The organism is Citrobacter gillenii (genome assembly GCF_013337685.1).
Classification (GTDB): Bacteria; Pseudomonadota; Gammaproteobacteria; order Enterobacterales; family Enterobacteriaceae; genus Citrobacter; species Citrobacter gillenii.
Genome location: NZ_SUQN01000002.1, coordinates 575,180 through 597,080, shown reverse-complemented (window position 1 = coordinate 597,080; position 21,901 = coordinate 575,180). Strand labels below are relative to the sequence as shown.

Here is a 21,901-nt window from a genome sequence, read left to right as displayed (position 1 = left end):
TTCACTATTAAAGTGATAGGTAAGGCCAGAAAATTAAAACTAATTTTAGGTCTATACTTACTCTCGTTGAATGACCTGGAACATAGATATCAAGAGGATATGAGATTATGAGTACCGCAAAACTGGTAAAAACAAAAGCGTCCCCCCTTCTTTATACCCGTAACGATGTATCCGACAGTGATAAGAAAGCGACCGTGGAGCTGTTGAATCAGCAGGTGATCCAGTTCATCGACCTGTCACTCATCACCAAACAAGCGCACTGGAACATGCGCGGCGCTAATTTTATTGCCGTACATGAAATGCTGGATGGCTTTCGTACCGCGTTAACCGACCACCTCGACACCATGGCCGAGCGCGCCGTGCAGTTAGGTGGCGTAGCGCTGGGGACAACGCAGGTTATTAACAGCAAAACGTCGCTGAAAAGTTACCCGCTGGATATTCACAGCGTGCAGGATCACTTAAAAGAGCTGGCTGAACGCTATGCCGTGGTCGCTAACAGCGTGCGTAAAGCTATTAGTGAAGCCAAAGATGAAGATACCGCCGATATTTTCACCGCTGCGTCACGCGATCTCGACAAATTCTTGTGGTTTATCGAAGCCAACATCGAATAACGGTCATGATAAGAAATTCCTATATAACCCTCGCTCCGGCGGGGGTTTTGCACTTTTTTAGTGCATAACATTGATCGATTATCACTGTAAAGTAAAATATTTGTAATAATCACCTCACACAATCGTTAACGAAAGATTGTTTTATCAACAATTTTTACGCTAAATAGTCATATCGTTTGTGCCGCCCCCTTCACGCACCAAATGAGTGCCCCGAAACGGTGCAGGCTGCCCACTTTGCCCTACTTATTGTGCAGCAAAACGTAACACCTTCTTGTTAAAACAATAAGTTGCAAAATTGGCACGATTATTTCATTAAGACATATGTTCTCGCAGGGGATCGCCCCGTGGATATAAAAGGAAATCCTATGAAGTCTGTATTAAAAGTTTCACTGGCTGCACTTACCCTGGCTTTTGCGGTGTCTTCTCATGCCGCGGATAAGAAACTCGTTGTCGCAACTGACACCGCTTTTGTTCCGTTTGAATTCAAGCAGGGTGACAAATACGTCGGTTTTGATGTGGATCTGTGGGCTGCCGTGGCCAAAGAGCTGAAGCTGGATTATGAACTGAAACCGATGGATTTCAGCGGCATCATCCCTGCGCTGCAAACCAAAAATATCGATTTGGCGCTGGCAGGTATCACCATCACCGAAGAACGTAAAAAAGCGATCGACTTCTCTGACGGCTACTACAAAAGCGGCCTGTTAGTGATGGTTAAAGCTAACAATAACGACGTGAAAAGCGTGAAAGATCTGGATGGCAAAGTGGTTGCGGTTAAAGGCGGAACCGGTTCTGTCGATTACGCGAAAGCAAACATCAAAACCAAAGATCTGCGTCAGTTCCCGAACATCGATAACGCGTATATGGAACTGGGCACTAACCGCGCAGATGCCGTCCTGCACGACACACCAAACATTCTTTACTTCATCAAAACTGCGGGCAACGGCCAGTTCAAAGCCGTAGGCGATTCTCTGGAAGCCCAACAGTACGGTATTGCCTTCCCGAAAGGCAGCGACGAACTGCGTGAGAAAGTGAACGGCGCGCTGAAAACGCTGAAAGAGAACGGCACATACAACGAAATCTACAAAAAATGGTTCGGTACTGAACCTAAATAATAACTCGCGATGTTGCCCGGTAGCGCGAAGCTTACCGGGCCTACACCAGCAGATTTGAGACCTGTAGGCCGGATAAGCCTGGCGCATCCGGCAAAACAGGCATTTGAATATTTACACCACGGTAACAGGAACGACATATGCAGTTTGACTGGAGTGCCATTTGGCCCGCCATTCCGCTCTTGATTGAAGGCGCCAAAATGACCCTGTGGATTTCGGTCCTCGGTCTGGCTGGCGGCCTGGTAATCGGGCTGGCAGCAGGTTTTGCACGTACCTTCGGCGGTTGGATAGCCAACCACGTTGCGCTGGTATTTATCGAAGTCATCCGCGGCACCCCCATTGTTGTGCAGGTGATGTTTATTTACTTCGCCCTGCCGATGGCGTTTAACGACTTACGCATTGATCCTTTCAGCGCCGCCGTCGTCACCATCATGATTAACTCCGGTGCCTACATCGCGGAAATCACCCGTGGCGCAGTGCTCTCAATTCATAAAGGTTTCAGCGAAGCCGGGCTGGCGCTGGGTCTCTCACGCACAGAGACTATTCGTCACGTCATTTTACCGCTCGCGCTGCGTCGTATGCTGCCACCGCTGGGTAATCAGTGGATCATCAGCATTAAAGATACCTCACTGTTTATTGTCATTGGCGTCGCTGAACTGACCCGTCAGGGTCAGGAAATCATTGCCGGTAACTTCCGCGCACTGGAAATCTGGAGCGCCGTTGCGGTGTTCTATCTGATTATTACGCTGGTGCTGAGCTTCGTTCTGCGTCGTCTGGAAAGAAGGATGAAAATCCTGTGATTGAATTTAAAAACGTCTCTAAGCATTTTGGTCCTACCCAGGTGCTGCATAACATCGATCTGAATATTGGTCAGGGCGAAGTCGTGGTGATTATCGGGCCTTCCGGCTCCGGTAAGTCGACCCTGCTGCGCTGCATTAACAAGCTGGAAGAGATAACCTCCGGCGAACTGATTGTCGATGGTCTGAAGGTCAACGATCCGAAGGTCGACGAGCGGTTAATACGCCAAGAAGCCGGGATGGTATTCCAGCAGTTCTATCTGTTCCCACACCTGACCGCGCTGGAGAATGTCATGTTTGGGCCGCTGCGCGTGCGCGGGGCGAAGAAAGATCAGGCTGAGAAACAGGCCAAAGAGTTACTGGCTAAAGTGGGCCTCGCCGAGCGTGCGCATCACTACCCTTCTGAGCTTTCAGGCGGCCAGCAACAGCGTGTGGCGATCGCCCGTGCGCTGGCGGTGAAGCCAAAAATGATGCTGTTTGATGAGCCGACCTCAGCCCTTGACCCGGAACTGCGTCACGAAGTGCTGAAAGTCATGCAGGATCTGGCGGAAGAAGGTATGACGATGGTGATTGTGACCCACGAAATCGGCTTTGCCGAAAAAGTGGCCTCACGCCTGATCTTCATTGATAAGGGCCGTATTGCCGAAGACGGTAATCCGCAAACCTTGATTGAAAATCCGCCCAGCCAGCGTCTGCAGGAATTTTTACAGCACGTTTCCTGATGCTGACACCTCCCTTCTCCCCGAAGGGAGGTTCTCCCCCAGAATGTTCTGATTTCATGACCCTCCCGTCCGGGCATCTATACTTATCCTTTTGTGTTTGTTTCTCATGGGAGGAGTCATGCGGTGGATCTTATTCATCTGTTTTTTTCTACTGAGCGTCCCCGTTCAGGCGGTCACGATACCCGGCGTAACGTCCACCGCCTCCGCCAGCCCACCAGCGGAGCCCGCTGCTGAACCTGACGTTGAGCAAAAAAAAGCCGCCTACGGTGCCCTGGCAGACGTGCTGGAGAATAATGCCTCACGCCAGGAGTTGATAGGTCAACTGCGTAAAGTAGCGGCAACGCCGCCTCCTGAACCGGTCCCCACTATCGTCCCTCCCACGCTGACGGAAGAAAAAACGGTACTCGAGAACGTGACCGATGTCAGTCGCCACTACGGGGAAGCTCTCTCCAGCCGATTCGCCCAGCTTTATCGCAATATCACCGACGCTCCGCACAAAACTTTTAATCCGCAATCGTTCACCAATGCCCTGACTCACTTTTTTATGCTGGCGGTATCCGTGTTCGGATTTTACTGGTTGGTACGCTTATGTGCGTTGCCGCTGTATCGCAAAATGGGGCAATGGGCGCGGCAAAAAAATCGTGACCGCAGCAACTGGCTACAGCTTCCCGCCATGATTATTGGCGCGTTCATCATCGATTTATTGCTGCTGGCCCTGACGCTGTTTGTTGGGCAGATCTTAAGCGATCGCATGAACGCCGGCAGCCGCACTATCGCTTTCCAGCAAAGTTTGTTTCTTAATGCCTTCGCGTTGATTGAGTTCTTTAAGGCCATTTTACGCCTGATATTTTGCCCGACAGTAGCCGAGTTGCGTCCGTTCAACATTCAGACTGCAAGCGCACGCTACTGGAATCGTCGCCTGAGCTCACTCAGCAGCCTGATTGGCTACGGGCTGATCGTGGTGGTGCCCATCGTCTCGAATCAGGTCAATGTACAGGTTGGCGCCATGGCTAACGTCATCATCATGCTGTGCATTACGCTGTGGGCGCTGTATCTGATCTTCAGGAACAAGAAAGAGATCACCGAGCATTTGCAGAGTCTGGCAGAAAGGTCGCTGGCTTTTTTCAGCCTGTTTATCCGCGCCTTTGCGCTGGTTTGGCACTGGCTGGCCAGCGCCTATTTCATCGTGCTGTTTTTCTTCTCGCTGTTTGATCCGGGCAACAGCCTGAAGTTTATGATGGGAGCAACGCTGCGCAGCCTGGTGATTATCGGCATCGCCGCCTTTATTTCTGGTATGTTTTCCCGCTGGATCGCCAAAACCATTACGCTTTCACCACACACCCAGCGCAGTTATCCGGAATTGCAAAAACGCCTGAATGGTTGGTTGTCGACGGCGTTAAGCATCGCGCGGATCCTGACGGTCTGTGTCGCCATCATGTTGCTGCTCAACGCCTGGGGGCTGTTCGACTTCTGGAACTGGCTGCATTACGGCGCGGGAGAAAAAACAGTGGATATTCTGATCCGTATCGCGCTGATTTTATTCTTCTCCGCTATCGGCTGGACCCTGCTCGCCAGCCTGATTGAAAACCGTCTGACCTCGGATATCCACGGCCGGCCCCTGCCCAGCGCACGTACCCGTACACTGTTGACACTGTTTCGCAACGCGCTGGCGGTGATTATCAGCACCATCACTATCATGATCGTGTTGTCGGAAATTGGGGTCAATATTGCCCCGTTACTGGCAGGCGCGGGCGCGCTGGGGCTGGCTATCTCCTTCGGCTCGCAGACACTGGTAAAAGATATTATTACCGGGATCTTTATCCAGTTTGAAAATGGCATGAACACCGGTGATTTGGTCACCATCGGTCCGCTAACCGGCACGGTTGAGCGCATGTCGATTCGCTCAGTCGGTGTGCGCCAGGACACCGGGGCGTACCATATTATCCCGTGGTCATCGATAACCACCTTCGCCAACTTTGTACGGGGCATTGGATCGGTCGTCGCCAATTACGACGTGGACCGCCATGAGGATGCCGATAAAGCCAATCAGGCGTTGAAGGATGCCGTTACGGCGGTGATGGAACGAGAAGATATTCGCGGATTCATTATTGGCGAGCCGTCATTCGCGGGCATTGTCGGGTTAACCAATACGGCGTTTACGCTGCGGGTGTCGTTCACCACCTTACCGCTGAAGCAGTGGGCGGTACGCTTTGCGCTCGACAGTCAGGTGAAAAAATACTTTGATTTGGCCAACGTGCGCGCGCCGGTACAGACCTACCAGGTTTTGCCCGCACCGGTGAATGGCCCCACGGCAGCAGCCGATCCGCTGCCGCCGACAGAACCGACGATTTAGCGCTGACGCGCCATAAAACGGCGACGCTGATCGTTATCCATAAAGGTCCAGGCAATAAAGCGGCTGTGCTTTTGCCCCTGGGCCATTTCTTTTTTGACCACTTTCACCGCCCCCACATCCGTCAGGGCGTGGTACAGCGGTGGCAGATTTTCACCGCGTGAAACCAGCGTGGTGAACCACATCACCTGGCGACCAAAGGCCTGGCTTTCGGCGATCATTTTTTTGATAAACGCCACTTCGCCACCTTCACACCAGAGCTCCTCCTGTTTCCCACCAAAGTTCAGCGCATCGTCTTTGTCCTGTCCCAGGTTACGACGTTTACGCTCACTTCCGGCGCGGGCAGAAGCTGCTGAATCATGGAACGGCGGATTGCACAGTGTCGCTTCGAACTGTTCATTCTTATGAATAATTCCGTTGAAGATAGACGACAAATCTTTCTGACGGCGCAGGCGAATAGCACGGGTTAACCCAGGATTACCGTTAACGATCGCCAGTGCGCTGCTCAATGCTTCCTGGCTGGTCTCACTGCCGGTAAACCGCCAGCCATATTCGTGCACGCCAATCAGCGGATAAATACAGTTTGCCCCAACGCCGACGTCCAGCACGCTCGCATTCGCCGGGATAGTTCCCGTCGTTTCGCCCAACAGATCGGCCAGATGATGAATGTAATCCGCCCGACCCGGTACCGGTGGGCACAGGTAACCTTGCGGAATATCCCAATTAGCCACCGCATAGTAATGCGCCAGCAGGGCTTTATTCAGCGCCTTCACAGCCAATGGGTTAGCAAAATCAACGCTCTGCTCGCCGCCTGGCGTAATGGTGAGGAATTGCGTCAATTCGGGCGTAACCTGGCATAACGTGGCAAGATCGTAACGGCCATTGTGGCGGTTGCGTGGGTGTAATCCCGGTTTCTGGGGGGGCATAACATTCTCCTATTAACAGCGGCGTAAGATACCCGCATAACGCCACGCGGTAAACACGCATGGCACGGAAAATCGATAATTTGTGCTGGATTTCCACAAAACAAATCGTTCAAAAAACACTCAGTTGTCCATCAATTTTTTGCGGTAAACGTCCGGCAATGACGTCCTAAACTTATCAGGCACTACCCGTTGTTTCTCAGAGGATATCATTATGAAGAAATGCCTCACACTCCTTGCCGCTACCGTACTCACCGGCATGACATTTGCGTCTTTTGCTGCACCGCCTAATACCAGTCCTGCCACCGGCCCGCTACAGGCTTCCGGAACCGTGTCGGCTACCGGCGCGTCAAGCCTGACCGATCTTGAAGACAAGCTGGCGGAAAAAGCGAAAGAGCAAGGCGCAAAAGGCTTTGTGGTTAATGCTGCTGGCGGTAAAAATCAGATGTACGGTACCGCAACTATCTACAAGTAATCTCCCTCAGCCTAACTGCATTCGTCCTGAATGCAGTTTTCTTTTTTGCTCTCCGTACTCCCTGCACAATTTGTAACCATCATGTTGGAATTTTGAATCCAATGTAAATAAATGTATTTATTTTTGAATTAATGAATGCTAAAAAGTCGCACTGATTAATAATGCTTATCAAAATCATTATCAATTACGCATTTCATTACGGCGAGACCTGCAGGCGTAACATCCAAAGAGATGTCCCTTCGCACGAGTGAAACCTTCTACTCAAAAAATAATAAGCTACTCATTAACATGGATAAAAATCGCAACCTGCCGTCCAGTAGTTTCCATTCACTCACCTTTTTTGCCGGTCTGTGCATCGGCCTGTCTCCGGTCGCTCAGGCAGTCGCCGCAGGCGATCAGGATAAGAAACAAGAAGATACGCTGGTCGTAGAAGCCGCCAAACCGTCGCTGTACGCCCCCACCCACTCTGCCGATCCGAAATTCTCCCGTCCTGTTGCTGATACGACGCGCACCATGACGGTGATTTCTGAGCAGGTCATTAAGGATCAAGGGGCAACAAATCTGACCGATGCGCTAAAGAACGTGCCGGGCGTAGGCGCATTTTTCGCCGGTGAAAACGGCAACTCCACCACCGGTGACGCGATTTATATGCGTGGGGCCGATACCTCGAACAGCATTTACATCGACGGCGTTCGCGATATTGGCAGCGTGACGCGCGATACCTTCAATACAGAACAAGTTGAAGTAATTAAAGGTCCTTCCGGTACCGATTATGGCCGCAGCGCGCCGACCGGCTCTATCAACATGATCAGCAAGCAACCGCGCACTGACTCCGGCATTGATGCCTCTGCCAGCGTCGGCAGCGCCTGGTTCCGCCGCGGTACGCTGGACATCAATCAGGTCATTGGCGAGACCACCGCCGCACGATTAAACCTGATGGGCGAAAAGACGCACGATGCCGGACGCGATAACGTTAAAAATGAACGTTACGGCGTGGCCCCGTCCATCGCCTTTGGTTTAGGCACCGAAAATCGTCTGTATCTGAACTACTTGCACGTCACCCAGCACAACACGCCGGACGGCGGTGTTCCCACCATCGGCCTGCCGGGGTACTCTGCACCTTCTGCGGGGACTTCTGCCCTGAATCATTCAGGGAAAGTGGATACGCATAATTTCTATGGCACCGATTCGGATTACGACGACTCGACGACCGATACCGCGACGATGCGCTTTGAGCATGATCTGAGCGACAGCACCACCGTGCGCAATACCACGCGCTGGTCACGAGTCAAACAAGATTACCTGATGACGGCGGTGATGGGCGGCGCGTCAAATATCACGCAGCCAACCAGCAGCGTAGACACGTGGACCTGGTCGCGTCTGGCCAATACCAAAGATGTCAGCAACAAAATCCTCACCAACCAGACCAACCTGACCTCAAAATTTTATACCGGCGCCATTGGCCATGACATCAGCACCGGCGTAGAGTTTACGCGTGAAACGCAGACCAACTACGGCGTAGTGCCGATCACGCCACCGCCGGTGAATATTTACCATCCCAACAGCAATGTCAGCGTGGGTGGATTAAACCGTAACGGTGCCAACGCCAACGGCCAGACCGACACCTTCGGCATTTATGCATTTGACACCTTGCAAATTACCCGTGAGTTTGAGCTGAACGGCGGCATTCGTCTCGATAACTACCGCACCGAGTATGACAGCGCCACGGCATGCGGTGCATCCGGGCGCGGTGCTGTCGCCTGCCCGGCAGGCGTAGCCAAAGGATCGCCGGTCACCACCGTCGATACCGCTAAGTCTGGTAATCTGGTGAACTGGAAAGCGGGTGCGCTTTATCATCTGACAGATAACGGCAACATTTACATTAACTATGCGGTCTCTCAGCAACCGCCGGGTGGCAGCAATTTTGCCCTCGCCCAGAGCGGTACCGGCAACAGCGCCAACCGTACTGATTTTAAACCGCAAAAAGCAAAGACCAGCGAAATTGGCACCAAATGGGAAGTACTGGATAAGCGCCTGCTGTTAACCGCCGCGATTTTCCGCACCGACATTGAGAACGAGGTCGAGCAGAACGATGACGGTACCTGGTCCCAGTATGGAGAGAAACGCGTTGAAGGGTACGAACTGTCGGTAGCCGGCAACATTACCCCGGCATGGCAGGTGATTGGCGGATACACCCAGCAGCGCGCCACGGTCCATAACGGTAAAGACGTCGCTCAGGATGGTTCATCCTCCCTGCCGTATACACCGGAACATGCATTCACCCTGTGGAGTCAGTATCAGGCAACGGATGATATCTCCGTTGGCGCAGGCGCACGCTACGTGGGCAGTATGCATCGCGGCGCGGACGGCGCGGTGGGCACGCCATCCTTTACTGAAAGCTACTGGGTAGCGGATGCCAAACTGGGATATCGCGTAAACCGCAACCTCGATTTCCAGCTTAACGTCTATAACCTGTTTGACACCGATTATGTCTCCTCGATCAACAAGAGCGGATACCGTTACCATCCGGGTGAGCCGAGAACCTTCCTGCTCACCGCCAATATGCATTTCTAATGTATCACGTGGGGCGTAAGCCCCACTTTCAGGAGAAACACTGATGATGTACCACATTCCTGGCGTCTTATCGCCGCAGGACGTTGCCTGGTTTCGCGAACAGTTGGATTCAGCCGAGTGGATAGATGGCCGTGCTACCACAGGCGTTCAGGGCGCTCAGGTCAAAAATAACCAGCAGGTTGATACGCAGAGCGAGCGCTATGCTGCGTTACATAAAGAGGTGCTGGCCGCCGTGAACAGCAGCGCGCTGTTCTTTGCTGCAGCATTGCCAAAAACTATCTCCGCGCCGTTGTTCAATCGTTATCAGAACGCAGAGACCTACGGCTTTCACGTTGATGGCGCGGTGCGTAGCCACCCGGAAAGCGGCTGGATGCGTACCGACCTTTCCGCCACATTATTCTTAAGTGACCCCGACAGCTATGAGGGGGGAGAGTTGCGGGTCAATGACACTTACGGTCAGCATGCGGTCAAACTCCCGGCTGGCGACCTGGTGCTCTACCCTTCCAGCAGTCTGCATTGCGTTACACCGGTGACGCGCGGCGTTCGTATAGCGTCGTTTATGTGGATCCAGTCGATGATCCGCGACGATAAAAAACGCGCCATGCTCTTTGAATTGGATAAGAACATCCAGTCCCTGAAGGCCCGCCACGGTGAAAGCGCCGAGATCCCATCGCTGCTCAATCTCTACCATAATCTGCTGCGCGAATGGTCTGAAATCTGACGGTCCGCTTGTGCATTCGTTTTCCATCCATATCATTCACTATAATTATTATACAAACTGAATGTACGGAGGGGCTATGGCATCCGGATGGGCAAATGACGACGCGGTGAACGAACAGATCAACAATACTATTGAAGATGCTGTCGCCCGCGTCCGTGGTGAGTTACCCACGGGTGAAAGTCTGTATGAATGCGAAGAATGTGGCAATCCTATCCCTCAGGCCCGGCGCGAGGCGGTACCTGGGGTACGTTTATGCATCGCCTGTCAGCAGGATAAAGATTCACATAACACCGCATACTCAGGATATAATCGTAGAGGATCGAAAGACAGCCAGCTACGTTGACCCTTCTTTACCAAAAGTTTCAGCGCATACGATTTCCTTTACGAGCACGGTTTTTTGCAATGAGTGTAGCAAAATGTGCCGTTGTCGCTGGCTCTGTAAATCGCAATGACAAGAACTGTAAATCCGCCTTCCGAATTTATTAATATTCAATAAGTTATTTGTCATTCAATTTTTTTGATTGATGTCGTCAATTCTATTCGATTTTCTCTCACCTAAAAAAACGTGATACTTCTCACATCGACAAAACAACGTCTACCGAACAAAACACTGACTAACAGAATAACCTGCGAGAGATTAATCATGAAAAATATCAAATATGCTGTTGCTGCCATCGCCCTGTCTACCCTGTCATTTGGCGCTTTCGCTGCCGAGCCTGTTACTTCCACTCAGGCACAGAGCATGAATAAAGTGGGCGTGGTATCTGCTGATGGCGCCAGCACGCTGGACGGCCTGGAAGCCAAACTGGCTGAAAAAGCTGCCGCTGCAGGTGCAAGTGGCTACAGCATTACGTCCGCTGTCGGCAAAGACAAAATGAGCGGCACTGCGGTTATCTACAAATAACCGACGAATTACCTGCAAGACCCAATGCTCCAACCCTCATTGACCCTGTTTGTTACCCTTTGTTTGCCCGTCCACTGGACGGGCTTTTTTTTGCTTACTGTTCCAACCGATGACGGAATTCTTGCAACACCGTCTCCGGCATCTCCACGAACTGCGCCGCCTCACAAATTGCCTGCCAGCTTCCTAAATCCAGCGGGATGCCCTGCGCCAGTCGCGCCTCACGCGTATTCACTTCCCACTCACCCGGTAGCAGAACCGGGGCGTCCTCGCCATGCGGCGACGCTTTGACCCATTTCGCAAATGCGGCGACCTGATGGTCACAATCCGGCGCGCCAAATAATTCCGGGTTTAGAATGATCGTCGTCATGCAGTTAATGATGGCGTCAGCGCTGTCCTGCAAACTGTCTTCGTGCGTAGTTTTCCCCCCGGAAAGCGCACCACCCAGAACTTCGCACATTGCCGCCAGCGCATAGCCTTTATGCTGAGCGAAGGTAAGCAGCGAGCCCAGCGGAGACACCTGCATCACGGCGGGATCGGTAGTCGGAACGCCGTCAGCATCAATCAGACATCCTGGCGCCACTGGCTCACCCTTATGCCACGCAACGCGCGTTTTGCCAAAAGCAATGGCGCTGGTCGCATAGTCCAGCAGCAGGGGGAAATCATTCTTACGCGGAAACACGGCGCAGAAAGGGTTAGTGCCAAACCGGCTGTCACGCCCCTGAAAAGGCGCAACCATCGGGATGCCGACCACATTCACAAAGTGAACGGAGACAAAGCCTGCGGCTGCACATTGCTCTGCCCAATAGCCAATGCGTCCGATGTGATGGGAATTGTGTAGCGCCACCGCGGCAATACCGAACTGACGGGCTTTCTCGATTCCCAGCGTGATAGCTTCATGTGCCGCAACCTGACCAAACGCACTGTCACCGTCAAGCGTTACCACCGCCCCTGCGTCTTTCACCACTTTCGCGTGGCGGTTTAGCTGCAAATGTCCCTGCGAAAAGGAACGAACATAGCTTGGGATCATGCCAATGCCGTGAGAATCGTGCCCGGCAAGGTTCGCGGCGATCAGATGATCGGCAACTAAGCGCGCTTCCTGCTCTTCGCTGCCCATCTGACGAAAAACGGCCTGAATAAAGGCGTGCAGCGTAGGCGCATGAAAGCGGTGTCCACTGTTCATGGTTATCTCCTGTTATGTTGCGTGTTTGTTGTGTTTCTTATTTTTCAACAAACTATGCTGCGCCACGACGCTCAGGAGGTCAATAAACGTGCAGAAATTTCACATTGCAGAAATAGCAGGAATAGCAGAAAAGGCGGGAACGGGCGGACCTGTAGAACAGGCCCGCCGGGTGATGAGCACATCAGAAGCACTGGTCGACGCGGGTAAATCCTTCAGCCAGCGTAGCGACTTCGCCGGTTGCCACCAGGCAGCAGGCCATCTGAATCCTCAACGAGGCCGGTACCGGCTCACTTCCGGCCAGACAACGCTCTATCCAGCGCGCGGTGGTTTCCGGATCTTTTGCCACCGGCAGCGGCACTGGCTCGTCAGGCATCTCGCTCTGGCGGTCCTGCAGCACTCGTACACCAGAATGGTCTATCAGGCTGATCTGCGGGCAACGCTGTGGGTTGGCGTACACCTCCCCTTCCGTGCCGTGCATTAGCAGGCCGCGCCCGCCGATATCACCAAAGAATTTCGCTACCCGCGACACGTACTCCGGATGCGAAACGCTGGCAAGACGCAGTGCGGCATCGTCAGCAAACGGCGTGGCTAATTTCGCGAGCGTATGCGCACTGTTGCGTACGCCCATCCGCCAGCGCATCGCCAGCTGTTTCTCCAGCGGCGGGCACAGCGCGCTCACTGGGATAAACACCGGCTCATGTCCCTCAAGTTTGGCCTGTGCCTGTCCGGCATGCAGGGTAGGTGCAATCCCCATCAGGTCAAAAATGGTTTCCGTCAGCACGCGGGTTGGATCTTCGCTCACCCCGTGCACCACGACCGGGAAACCCAGCTTATGCAGCAAAATAGCCAGCAACGGCGTCAGGTTAGCCTGCTTGCGCGCACCGTTGTAGCTGGGAATGACGATAGGCATCGGTTTGGCAACGGGCGGCGTCAGGCGAAGGGTATGGTTTTGCATCGCCTCATAAAAGCCCAGCATTTCTGCCTCACCTTCCCCTTTAATACGCAGCGCAATCAGTACGCCGCCCATCTCAAGGTCAGGTACGTCGCCGTTTAACATGTGGGTGTACAGTCCGCGAGCGGTATCCTGGTCCAGGTCACGCGCGTGATTTTTACCTCGCCCAATCTCTTTGATGATTTTGCGGTAATCCATCGATAACTCCTTGCCTGTTGCTCACATCGTTAACGCCGACGGCGGCGTGTGGGTTTCGCTTTTTCTTTTGGTTTTACTATAACGTCTGGCACACCAGGTTGCTCTATCGGAAATATGGGTAACGCATTCAGTAAACGCTGACCATAGTTTTTGGTCAATAAACGCTTATCGTAAATCACCACTTCGCCCCAGCAACCGTGACTACGAATGAGTCGCCCAACCTGCTGAATCAAATTGAACGATGCCGCAGGTAAACTCTGCACCTCAAAGGGATAGCGATTCAGGCTTTTCAGCCATTCGCCCTCAGTCACCACCACCGGGCTGTCGATGGGCGGAAACGCAATTTTGTGAATATGAACCTGGGTCAACAGGTCGCCTTTCAAATCGAGGCCTTCGGCAAAAGACTGCAGCCCAACCAGCACGCTACGCTCACCGTTTTGCACCCGCGTGCGGTGCAGTTCCACCAGTCGGTAGCGCGGCTGATCGCCCTGCACCAGCAACAGCAGACGCAGATCGGTTACGTGCTCAAGAAAACGCTGCATTGCCCGACCGCTGGCAAAGAGCACCAGCATGCCCTGATGTTTTTTACTTTCCACCTGTTCGCGGAAATAAGCCGCCATTTCGGCAATATGCTGCTCTTCGTTCTCCATCAACGGTTCGTAACGCATCTGCGGAATGACAATTTTGCCTTGCTCGACATGATTAAACGGCGAGTCCAGCGCAACAAAACGGTCCCCTGCTTTTTCTTTCAGGCCGCTCATCTCCTGCAGGCGCGAGAAACTGTTGAGCGAGCGTAAGGTGGCAGAGGTGACGATAATATGCGGCACGCTGCGCCACAGCAGGCGTTCAAGCTGATCGCTGACGCGGATCCCCACGCAGTGAAACCAGACATGCATCTGTCCGTCACGCACGTCACGCGTCACCCATTTGGTCACCGGCGCGCCTGATGACTGCGCCAGCGAAGCCAGCCGCCACAGTTTACTTTGCGCTTCAAACATACCCAGCGCCCGGTTCATCTGCAAAATAACCCGATGCAGACGAACGATATCGTGGCTGCCGGTTTTTTCGCTGAGATCGTTGAGGAACAGTTCCGCCAGACCGCGTAGCATCTCGGTGAGCTTCGCCAGACGCTGACAAATCTCCATCACTTCCGCAGGCAGCTCGCCCATTGCAAAGCGGTGTTCGGCTTCCTGCGTGGCGGGCAGGTACAGATTGAGGATGTTGTTTAGTGAGGCGATCAGCTCATACAGCTCTTCACAGTGGGCGTTCAGGCGCTCTGGATTAGCCAGCGGCGGCGTGGTTTTCGGGCGAAACTGCTCCAGGCAGGTCGCCACGAGTTTGCTGAATAAATCCAGCTGCAGCCGATACCAGGGCGCGGTAATCTCGGCGCTCATTTCCAGCGCATCGCGCGCGACGTCCGGCAGATGGTGGCCTTCATCAAGCACCAGCAGCAAATTTTTCGGTTCCGGTAACACCGCTTCGCTCTCCATGGCCGCCATCACTAACGCGTGGTTTGCCACCACCACTTCGGCTTCCTGGATCTCACGGCGGGCAACAAAAAATGGGCATTCACGGTAGTAATGACAGTTACGGTTCAGACAGCTGGCTTTATCAGTGCTCAGACGCTGCCAGAGCCCGTCATCAATGGCGATATCGGTGTGATCGCGCAACCCATCCCATTTGTAAGTGTCGAGGTCGCCTTTGAGCCTGGCGCAACGTTTTTGTTCTTCCTGGTTGTTGGGCGTCAGATCATCGTCGAGAAACGCCAGCAAATCCTGCTGATTGGGTTCGGTACTGGCCAAGGCCGCTAAATTACGCGGGCAGACATAGCGCCCTCGCCCAAACGCGGCGGTAAATCGCAGATCAGGGATAATTTTGCGCAGCAGCGGCAGGTCTTTACTGTAGATCTGATCCTGCAACGCGACGTTGGCGGTACTGACCACCAGCGTTTTTTGTTCTTCACGGGCAATGGCAATCCCCGGAATTAAATAGGACAGCGTTTTCCCGACGCCGGTCGGCGCTTCGATAGCCAGATGTCGCCCGTCTTCCCCAGCCAGCGTTTTCGCGACATCAGCAATCATCTGCCGCTGCGGTGCACGGGGGATAAAGTCGGGGATCTGTTCCTGAAGCGCCTTATACCAGGCGGCAATTTGCGCTTTCAACGCTGCGGTTAATGCCATGAGAAAACCTGAAATACTGTATAAACAGCCACTATTGTGGCACTTTCTGATACGCGTCGCAAAAAAAAAGCCCGGCTATTCGGCCGGGCTCGCAATTACTGTGCAGAAGACGGTCTGCGAGGACGACGCGGTGGACGCGGTTTGTCGCCTGCCGGTTTGCCTTCACTGTTACGCGGTTTCGCTTTTGGCGCACCACCATCCTGGCGACGCGGCTGCTGACCACGGCCTGCTCCACCTTGCCCACGACCACCGCCGCCGCCACGCTGCTGGCGTCCGTTCTGGATTGGCTCGGCTTTAATCGACGGGTCCGGCGCGTAGCCATCAACCGCAATACGCGGTATCTCTTTTTTCAGCAGTTTTTCGATGTCATGCAGCAACTTGTGCTCATCAACACACACCAGAGACAGCGCTTCACCGGTAGCCGCAGCACGACCGGTACGTCCGATGCGGTGAACATAATCTTCCGGGACGTTTGGCAGCTCATAGTTCACCACGTGCGGCAGCTCTTCAATGTCGAGCCCGCGAGCCGCGATGTCGGTCGCCACCAGCACGCGAATATCGCCGGATTTAAAATCGGCCAGCGCACGCGTACGCGCACCCTGCGATTTATTACCGTGGATCGCCGCGCTGCGAATACCGTCTTTATTCAGCTGTTCTGCCAGGTGGTTGGCGCCATGTTTGGTACGGGTAAAGACCAGCACCTGCTGCCAGTTACCCTGGCCAATCATCTGTGACAGCAATTCACGTTTACGTTTTTTATCCACAAAGTGAACGAGCTGGCTGACCTGCTCAGACGCGGTATTACGACGCGCAACTTCAATTTCCAGCGGGTTATGCAGCAGTTTTTCTGCCAGCGACTTAATGTCGTCAGAAAACGTTGCGGAGAACAGCAGGTTTTGACGTTTAGCGGGCAGTTTAGCCAGTACGCGACGAATATCATGGATAAAGCCCATATCCAGCATACGGTCCGCTTCATCCAGTACCAGGATCTCAACCTGATCCAGTTTCACCGCGTTTTGATGTTCCAGATCGAGCAAACGGCCCGGCGTTGCCACCAGCACATCTACGCCACTACGCAGTTTCATCATCTGCGGGTTAATGCTTACGCCGCCGAAAACCACCAGCGAGCGGACGTTCAGATACTTGCTGTAATCGCGGACGTTTTCGCCAATTTGTGCCGCCAGCTCGCGGGTTGGCGTCAGGATCAGCGCACGCACCGGACGACGGCTTTTGCCATGCGGCTGATGGGTAATGAGGTGTTGTAACAGCGGCAGGGTAAAACCTGCCGTTTTCCCCGTGCCGGTCTGGGCGCTGGCCATCAGATCACGGCCTTCCAGCACGGCGGGGATTGCCTGCTGCTGAATAGGGGTAGGTTCACGGTAACCCTGCTCGGCAACGGCGCGCAAGATTTCAGGATCTAAACCAAGGGAATCAAAAGACATAACTACTCCGAACCGCCCTGACCGTTACCGGTGTCGTTTTCAGGACGATACTCGCAAAAGAGATGACAAAAACCACAATGTCATGAAGGGGCGGAGTGTAGCAGTTTTTGTGATGTACCGCATAAATTATCCCGCCAGCCGCGAAAAACAAAATAAACCACCAGACTAGACAAGTGCAGAAATCAGTCATAATCTTAATCAATCGATTGATTAATAATTTAGGCATGCCATGAATACATCCACCATGACAACTAAAGGTGAACAGGCAAAGAACCAGCTGATTGCCGCCGCGCTCGCACAATTTGGTGAGTACGGACTGCATGCCACTACGCGCGATATTGCCGCTCAGGCCGGACAAAACATCGCCGCGATTACCTACTATTTTGGTTCAAAAGAGGATTTATATCTCGCCTGCGCCCAGTGGATCGCGGATTTTATCGGTTCACAGTTTCGCCCTCATGCTGAAGAAGCCGAGCGTCTGTTTACCCAACCCGAGCCGGACCGGGCCGCCATGCGCGAACTGATCCTGCGTGCCTGCAAAAACATGATCACGCTGTTAACCCAGGATGACACGGTGAACCTGAGCAAATTTATTTCGCGCGAACAGCTCTCCCCCACTGCAGCCTATCAGTTGGTGCATGACCAGGTGATCAACCCGCTGCATAGCCACCTGACCCGCTTAATTGCCGCTTATACGGGTCGCGATGCCAATGACACCCAAATGATCCTGCATACCCACGCCATATTGGGTGAAGTGCTGGCCTTCCGTTTGGGTAAAGAAACTATTCTGTTGCGCACGGGTTGGTCACAATTTGATGCGGATAAAACCGCGCTAATTGAACACACGATCACCTGTCACATCGATCTTATTCTGCAAGGTTTAACGCAAAGGAGTCTGGAGTCATGAAAAAACCTGTCGTTCTCGGGCTGGTTATCGCGGCCCTCGTTGCCGTGATTGCTGGTGGAACGTGGTGGTATCAAAGCCAACAAGATAACGGCCTGACCCTGTACGGCAACGTCGATATCCGCAGCGTCAATTTAAGTTTTCGCGTAGGCGGCAGGCTGGCCTCGCTGGCGGTTGACGAAGGTGATGCGATTACTGCCGGTCAGGTACTGGGCGAACTGGACCACGCCCCCTACGAAAACGCGCTGATGCAGGCGAAGGCTAACGTTGCCGCCGCGCAGGCGCAGTACGACCTGATGCTGGCCGGGTATCGTGAAGAAGAAATCGCACAAACCGCGGCGGCCGTGAAGCAGGCCCAGGCAGCGTATGACTACGCGCAGAACTTTTATAATCGCCAGCTCGGATTATGGAAAAGCCGCACTATCTCAGCCAACGATCTGGAAAACGCCCGTTCTTCACGCGACCAGGCGCTGGCAACGCTGAAATCCGCGCAGGATAAACTCAGTCAATACCGCAGCGGTAATCGTCCGCAGGATATCGCCCAGGCGAAAGCGACGCTCGAACAAGCTCAGGCGCAGCTGGCGCAGGCTGAACTCGATTTGCATGACACCACGCTGACCTCCCCGTCTGACGGCACACTGCTTACCCGTGCGGTCGAGCCCGGCAGTATGCTGAACGCGGGCGGCACGGTGCTGACGCTGTCGCTTACCCGGCCGGTGTGGGTCCGCGCCTATGTGGACGAACGCAATCTGAGCCAGGCGCAGCCAGGACGTGAAATTCTGCTTTATACCGATGGCCGCCCGGATAAACCGTACCACGGCAAAATCGGCTTTGTGTCGCCAACAGCAGAGTTTACACCGAAAACGGTAGAGACCCCGGACCTGCGTACCGACCTGGTCTACCGCCTGCGTATTGTCGTGACCGATGCCGACGATGCGCTGCGTCAGGGAATGCCGGTGACGGTGAAGTTCGGTGACGAGGCGCGGCATGAATGACGCAGTCATTACCCTCAACGGGCTGGTTAAGCGCTTTGCCGGGATGGAAAAACCGGCGGTCGCCCCGCTCGACTGCACGATTCACGCAGGTTATGTCACCGGTCTGGTAGGTCCCGACGGCGCAGGGAAAACCACGCTGATGCGGATGCTGGCGGGCCTGTTGAAGCCGGATGGCGGCAGCGCGACGGTGATTGGCTTTGACCCCATCATCAACGACAGCGCCCTGCATGCGGTGCTGGGCTATATGCCACAGAAATTCGGCCTGTATGAAGATTTGACCGTCATGGAGAACCTCAATCTCTATGCCGATTTACGCAGCGTTACCGGTGAAGCGCGGGAGAAAACCTTTGCCCGTCTGCTGGAGTTTACCTCGCTGGGGCCGTTTACCGGACGTCTGGCGGGGAAACTCTCCGGCGGCATGAAGCAGAAACTGGGTCTTGCCTGTACGCTGGTCGGCGAACCCAAAGTGCTGCTGCTGGATGAGCCCGGCGTGGGCGTAGACCCAATATCCCGCCGCGAATTGTGGCAAATGGTGCATGAACTGGCCGGGGATGGCATGTTGATCCTCTGGAGCACCTCGTATCTGGACGAGGCCGAGCAGTGCCGCGATGTGCTGCTGATGAACGAAGGTGAATTGCTCTATCAAGGCGATCCGACTCAGCTGACGCAAACCATGGCCGGGCGCAGTTTTTTAATGAGCAGCCCGCAGGAAAATAACCGCAAACTGCTACAACGCGCGCTCAAGTTACCGCAGGTCAGCGACGGCATGATTCAGGGGAAATCCGTGCGCCTGATCCTGAAAAAAGCGGCCACGGCGGACGATATTCGCAAAGCTGAAGGCATGCCGGAAATCACCATCACCAGTACAGCGCCGCGCTTTGAAGATGCGTTTATCGATTTACTCGGCGGCGCGGGAACCTCTGAATCGCCGCTGGGCGCTATCCTGCACACCGTAGAAGGTACCGCCGGTGAAACGGTGATTGAAGCCAAAGCGCTGACCAAAAAATTCGGTGATTTTGCCGCCACCGACCATGTGGATTTTGCCGTCCAACGCGGTGAGATTTTTGGCCTGTTAGGCCCCAACGGGGCGGGTAAATCGACCACGTTTAAAATGATGTGCGGCCTGCTGGTTCCCACCTCAGGTAAAGCGCTGGTGCTGGACATGGACCTGAAGGTCAGTTCCGGAAAAGCACGCCAGCATCTGGGTTATATGGCGCAGAAATTCTCCCTGTACGGTAACCTGACGGTGGAGCAGAATCTGCGCTTTTTCTCCGGCGTCTACGGCCTGCGCGGACGCGCACAGAAAGAAAAAATCGATCGTATGAGCGAGGCGTTCGGCCTGAAGAGCATAGCCTCTCATGCCACCGACGAACTGCCGCTAGGCTTTAAGCAGCGTCTGGCGCTGGCCTGTTCGCTGATGCATGAACCCGACATCCTGTTCCTCGATGAACCGACCTCCGGGGTTGATCCCCTCACCCGTCGCGAGTTCTGGCTGCATATCAACAGCATGGTAGAAAAAGGTGTGACGGTAATGGTCACGACCCACTTTATGGACGAGGCGGAATATTGCGACCGTATCGGGCTGGTGTACCGCGGTAAGCTAATCGCCAGCGGCACGCCGGACGACCTGAAAGCGCAGGCGGCCGATAACGACACGCCGGACCCGACTATGGAGCAGGCGTTTATCACGCTTATCAATGACTGGGATAAGGAGCACGCACATGAGTAATCACGCGCTTTCATGGCGACGCGTGCGCGCGCTGTGCATTAAAGAAACGCGGCAGATCGTGCGCGATCCCAGTAGCTGGCTGATTGCCGTGGTGATCCCATTACTGTTGCTGTTTATCTTCGGCTACGGGATTAACCTCGATTCCAGCAAGCTGCGGGTGGGGATTTTGCTCGAGCAACAGAGCGAAGAGGCGCTGGATTTTACCCATACCATGACCGGCTCGCCGTATATTGACGCCACCATCAGCGACAACCGCCAGGAGTTAGTTGAGAAAATGCAGGCCGGGCGTATTCGCGGACTGGTGGTGATCCCGGTGGATTTTGCCCAGCAGATGGCGCGGCCAAACGATATTGCGCCCATTCAGGTGATCACCGATGGCAGCGAACCGAACACCGCCAACTTTGTGCAAGGCTATGTGGAAGGCATCTGGCAGATTTGGCAAAAGCAGCGGGCAGAAGACCGCGGCGAATCGTTCGAACCGCTGATCGACGTGCAGACCCGCTACTGGTTCAACCCGGCGGCGATCAGCCAGCATTTTATTATTCCAGGAGCTGTGACCATTATTATGACGGTCATCGGCGCGATCCTGACCTCATTAGTGGTCGCACGTGAATGGGAGCGCGGTACCATGGAAGCGCTGCTGTCGACCGAAGTCACCCGCGTCGAATTGCTGCTGTGTAAACTGATCCCCTATTATTTTCTCGGCATGCTGGCGATGCTGCTGTGTATGCTGGTGTCGGTGTTTATTCTTGGCGTGCCCTATCGCGGTTCTCTGCTGATCCTGTTTTTTATCACCAGCCTGTTTCTGCTCAGTACGCTTGGCATGGGATTACTGATCTCCACCATCACCCGCAACCAGTTTAATGCCGCGCAGGTGGCGCTCAACGCCGCTTTCCTGCCATCTATTATGCTGTCGGGCTTTATCTTCCAGATAGACAGCATGCCCGCCATTATTCGCGCGGTGACGTATATCATTCCCGCACGTTATTTCGTCAGCACCCTGCAAAGCCTGTTTCTGGCGGGAAATATTCCGGTAGTGTTGATCATCAACGTGCTGTTTTTAATCGCTTCGGCGGTGATGTTTATTGGTCTGACGTGGCTTAAAACCAAACGTCGGCTGGATTGAGGGGACGGC

At 54.0% G+C, this 21,901-nt stretch carries 19 protein-coding genes; 14 read left to right on the top strand and 5 right to left on the bottom strand.

Annotation, left to right across the window (positions count from 1 at the left end; genetic code table 11):
* The first annotated feature begins 107 nt into the window (after positions 1-107).
* From dps to ybiO, 5 genes are all read left to right on the top strand, one after another.
* Positions 108-611, top strand: a complete 504-nt coding sequence (gene dps, locus FCH32_RS06585; protein ID WP_096757751.1) for a DNA starvation/stationary phase protection protein Dps — start codon at positions 108-110, stop codon at positions 609-611.
* Between the two features lie 365 nt (positions 612-976).
* On the top strand, positions 977-1,723 hold the full coding sequence (gene glnH, locus FCH32_RS06580; protein WP_096757752.1) for a glutamine ABC transporter substrate-binding protein GlnH: 747 nt from the start codon (positions 977-979) through the stop codon (positions 1,721-1,723).
* A gap of 137 nt (positions 1,724-1,860) precedes the next feature.
* Entirely contained in the window at positions 1,861-2,520 is a 660-nt protein-coding gene (gene glnP / locus FCH32_RS06575) for a glutamine ABC transporter permease GlnP (RefSeq protein ID WP_096757753.1), read from the top strand.
* Positions 2,517-3,239, top strand: coding sequence for a glutamine ABC transporter ATP-binding protein GlnQ (glnQ, locus tag FCH32_RS06570; protein ID WP_115258988.1), 723 nt, complete (start codon positions 2,517-2,519; stop codon positions 3,237-3,239). Before glnP ends, glnQ begins: the two co-directional genes overlap by 4 nt.
* A 118-nt stretch (positions 3,240-3,357) precedes the next feature.
* Positions 3,358-5,592 carry a mechanosensitive channel protein gene (gene ybiO, locus FCH32_RS06565; RefSeq protein WP_117341676.1) on the top strand — a complete coding sequence of 745 codons (2,235 nt, stop codon included), beginning with the start codon at positions 3,358-3,360 and terminating at the stop codon, positions 5,590-5,592.
* Here ybiO and rlmF read toward each other — a convergent pair.
* Positions 5,589-6,515: a 23S rRNA (adenine(1618)-N(6))-methyltransferase RlmF gene (gene rlmF / locus FCH32_RS06560; protein WP_096757756.1), complete on the bottom strand. Its 927-nt coding sequence runs from the start codon at positions 6,513-6,515 to the stop codon at positions 5,589-5,591. The two genes, ybiO and rlmF, sit on opposite strands and share 4 nt — an antisense overlap.
* 211 nt (positions 6,516-6,726) lie before the next feature.
* Here rlmF and mcbA point away from each other — a divergent pair, with 211 nt between their 5' ends.
* The 5 genes from mcbA (at position 6,727) to ybiJ (ending at position 11,186) form a co-directional block, all read left to right on the top strand.
* Positions 6,727-6,987: a DUF1471 family periplasmic protein McbA gene (gene mcbA, locus FCH32_RS06555; protein ID WP_096757757.1), complete on the top strand. Its 261-nt coding sequence runs from the start codon at positions 6,727-6,729 to the stop codon at positions 6,985-6,987.
* 288 nt (positions 6,988-7,275) lie between these two features.
* Complete coding sequence (locus FCH32_RS06550) at positions 7,276-9,561, top strand: catecholate siderophore receptor Fiu (RefSeq protein WP_174360668.1); 2,286 nt, start codon at positions 7,276-7,278, stop codon at positions 9,559-9,561.
* A gap of 43 nt (positions 9,562-9,604) precedes the next feature.
* Positions 9,605-10,282, top strand: a complete 678-nt coding sequence (ybiX, locus tag FCH32_RS06545) for a PKHD-type hydroxylase YbiX (RefSeq protein WP_135912352.1) — start codon at positions 9,605-9,607, stop codon at positions 10,280-10,282.
* Between the two features lie 76 nt (positions 10,283-10,358).
* On the top strand, positions 10,359-10,625 hold the full coding sequence (locus FCH32_RS06540) for a DksA/TraR family C4-type zinc finger protein (RefSeq protein WP_174360667.1): 267 nt from the start codon (positions 10,359-10,361) through the stop codon (positions 10,623-10,625).
* A gap of 300 nt (positions 10,626-10,925) precedes the next feature.
* Positions 10,926-11,186, top strand: coding sequence for a DUF1471 family protein YbiJ (gene ybiJ, locus FCH32_RS06535; RefSeq protein WP_096757760.1), 261 nt, complete (start codon positions 10,926-10,928; stop codon positions 11,184-11,186).
* Positions 11,187-11,280: 94 nt separating this feature from the next.
* Here ybiJ and FCH32_RS06530 read toward each other — a convergent pair whose 3' ends face one another.
* From FCH32_RS06530 to rhlE, 4 genes are all read right to left on the bottom strand, one after another.
* Complete coding sequence (locus tag FCH32_RS06530; RefSeq protein ID WP_174360666.1) at positions 11,281-12,366, bottom strand: malate/lactate/ureidoglycolate dehydrogenase; 1,086 nt, start codon at positions 12,364-12,366, stop codon at positions 11,281-11,283.
* 181 nt (positions 12,367-12,547) lie between these two features.
* Entirely contained in the window at positions 12,548-13,516 is a 969-nt protein-coding gene (gene ybiB / locus FCH32_RS06525; protein WP_174360665.1) for a DNA-binding protein YbiB, read from the bottom strand.
* 29 nt (positions 13,517-13,545) lie between these two features.
* Entirely contained in the window at positions 13,546-15,696 is a 2,151-nt protein-coding gene (gene dinG, locus FCH32_RS06520; protein WP_174360664.1) for an ATP-dependent DNA helicase DinG, read from the bottom strand.
* A 95-nt stretch (positions 15,697-15,791) separates the two neighbouring features.
* Positions 15,792-17,138, bottom strand: coding sequence for an ATP-dependent RNA helicase RhlE (gene rhlE, locus FCH32_RS06515; protein WP_096757764.1), 1,347 nt, complete (start codon positions 17,136-17,138; stop codon positions 15,792-15,794).
* A 229-nt stretch (positions 17,139-17,367) separates the two neighbouring features.
* Here rhlE and cecR point away from each other — a divergent pair, with 229 nt between their 5' ends.
* From cecR to FCH32_RS06495, 4 genes are read left to right on the top strand one after another with little or no spacing between them, the layout of a single operon-like run.
* Positions 17,368-18,045, top strand: a complete 678-nt coding sequence (cecR, locus tag FCH32_RS06510; protein ID WP_135912356.1) for a transcriptional regulator CecR — start codon at positions 17,368-17,370, stop codon at positions 18,043-18,045.
* Complete coding sequence (gene hlyD, locus FCH32_RS06505; RefSeq protein WP_096757766.1) at positions 18,042-19,037, top strand: secretion protein HlyD; 996 nt, start codon at positions 18,042-18,044, stop codon at positions 19,035-19,037. The genes cecR and hlyD overlap by 4 nt, the downstream gene beginning before the upstream one ends.
* Positions 19,030-20,766, top strand: coding sequence for an ATP-binding cassette domain-containing protein (locus tag FCH32_RS06500; protein WP_117341670.1), 1,737 nt, complete (start codon positions 19,030-19,032; stop codon positions 20,764-20,766). The genes hlyD and FCH32_RS06500 overlap by 8 nt, the downstream gene beginning before the upstream one ends.
* Entirely contained in the window at positions 20,759-21,892 is a 1,134-nt protein-coding gene (locus FCH32_RS06495; RefSeq protein ID WP_115258998.1) for an ABC transporter permease, read from the top strand. The genes FCH32_RS06500 and FCH32_RS06495 overlap by 8 nt, the downstream gene beginning before the upstream one ends.
* The last annotated feature ends 9 nt before the right edge of the window (positions 21,893-21,901 follow it).

What these genes read in the sequence shown, in the direction of transcription:
- dps (WP_096757751.1), top strand. Translation starts at nt 108, where the DNA reads ATGAGTACCGCAAAACTGGTAAAAACAAAAGCGTCCCCCCTTCTTTAT.
- glnH (WP_096757752.1), top strand. Translation starts at nt 977, where the DNA reads ATGAAGTCTGTATTAAAAGTTTCACTGGCTGCACTTACCCTGGCTTTT.
- glnP (WP_096757753.1), top strand. Translation starts at nt 1,861, where the DNA reads ATGCAGTTTGACTGGAGTGCCATTTGGCCCGCCATTCCGCTCTTGATT.
- ybiO (WP_117341676.1), top strand. Translation starts at nt 3,358, where the DNA reads ATGCGGTGGATCTTATTCATCTGTTTTTTTCTACTGAGCGTCCCCGTT.
- rlmF (WP_096757756.1), bottom strand. Translation starts at nt 6,515, where the DNA reads ATGCCCCCCCAGAAACCGGGATTACACCCACGCAACCGCCACAATGGC.
- mcbA (WP_096757757.1), top strand. Translation starts at nt 6,727, where the DNA reads ATGAAGAAATGCCTCACACTCCTTGCCGCTACCGTACTCACCGGCATG.
- FCH32_RS06550 (WP_174360668.1), top strand. Translation starts at nt 7,276, where the DNA reads ATGGATAAAAATCGCAACCTGCCGTCCAGTAGTTTCCATTCACTCACC.
- ybiX (WP_135912352.1), top strand. Translation starts at nt 9,605, where the DNA reads ATGATGTACCACATTCCTGGCGTCTTATCGCCGCAGGACGTTGCCTGG.
- FCH32_RS06540 (WP_174360667.1), top strand. Translation starts at nt 10,359, where the DNA reads ATGGCATCCGGATGGGCAAATGACGACGCGGTGAACGAACAGATCAAC.
- ybiJ (WP_096757760.1), top strand. Translation starts at nt 10,926, where the DNA reads ATGAAAAATATCAAATATGCTGTTGCTGCCATCGCCCTGTCTACCCTG.
- FCH32_RS06530 (WP_174360666.1), bottom strand. Translation starts at nt 12,366, where the DNA reads ATGAACAGTGGACACCGCTTTCATGCGCCTACGCTGCACGCCTTTATT.
- ybiB (WP_174360665.1), bottom strand. Translation starts at nt 13,516, where the DNA reads ATGGATTACCGCAAAATCATCAAAGAGATTGGGCGAGGTAAAAATCAC.
- dinG (WP_174360664.1), bottom strand. Translation starts at nt 15,696, where the DNA reads ATGGCATTAACCGCAGCGTTGAAAGCGCAAATTGCCGCCTGGTATAAG.
- rhlE (WP_096757764.1), bottom strand. Translation starts at nt 17,138, where the DNA reads ATGTCTTTTGATTCCCTTGGTTTAGATCCTGAAATCTTGCGCGCCGTT.
- cecR (WP_135912356.1), top strand. Translation starts at nt 17,368, where the DNA reads ATGAATACATCCACCATGACAACTAAAGGTGAACAGGCAAAGAACCAG.
- hlyD (WP_096757766.1), top strand. Translation starts at nt 18,042, where the DNA reads ATGAAAAAACCTGTCGTTCTCGGGCTGGTTATCGCGGCCCTCGTTGCC.
- FCH32_RS06500 (WP_117341670.1), top strand. Translation starts at nt 19,030, where the DNA reads ATGAATGACGCAGTCATTACCCTCAACGGGCTGGTTAAGCGCTTTGCC.
- FCH32_RS06495 (WP_115258998.1), top strand. Translation starts at nt 20,759, where the DNA reads ATGAGTAATCACGCGCTTTCATGGCGACGCGTGCGCGCGCTGTGCATT.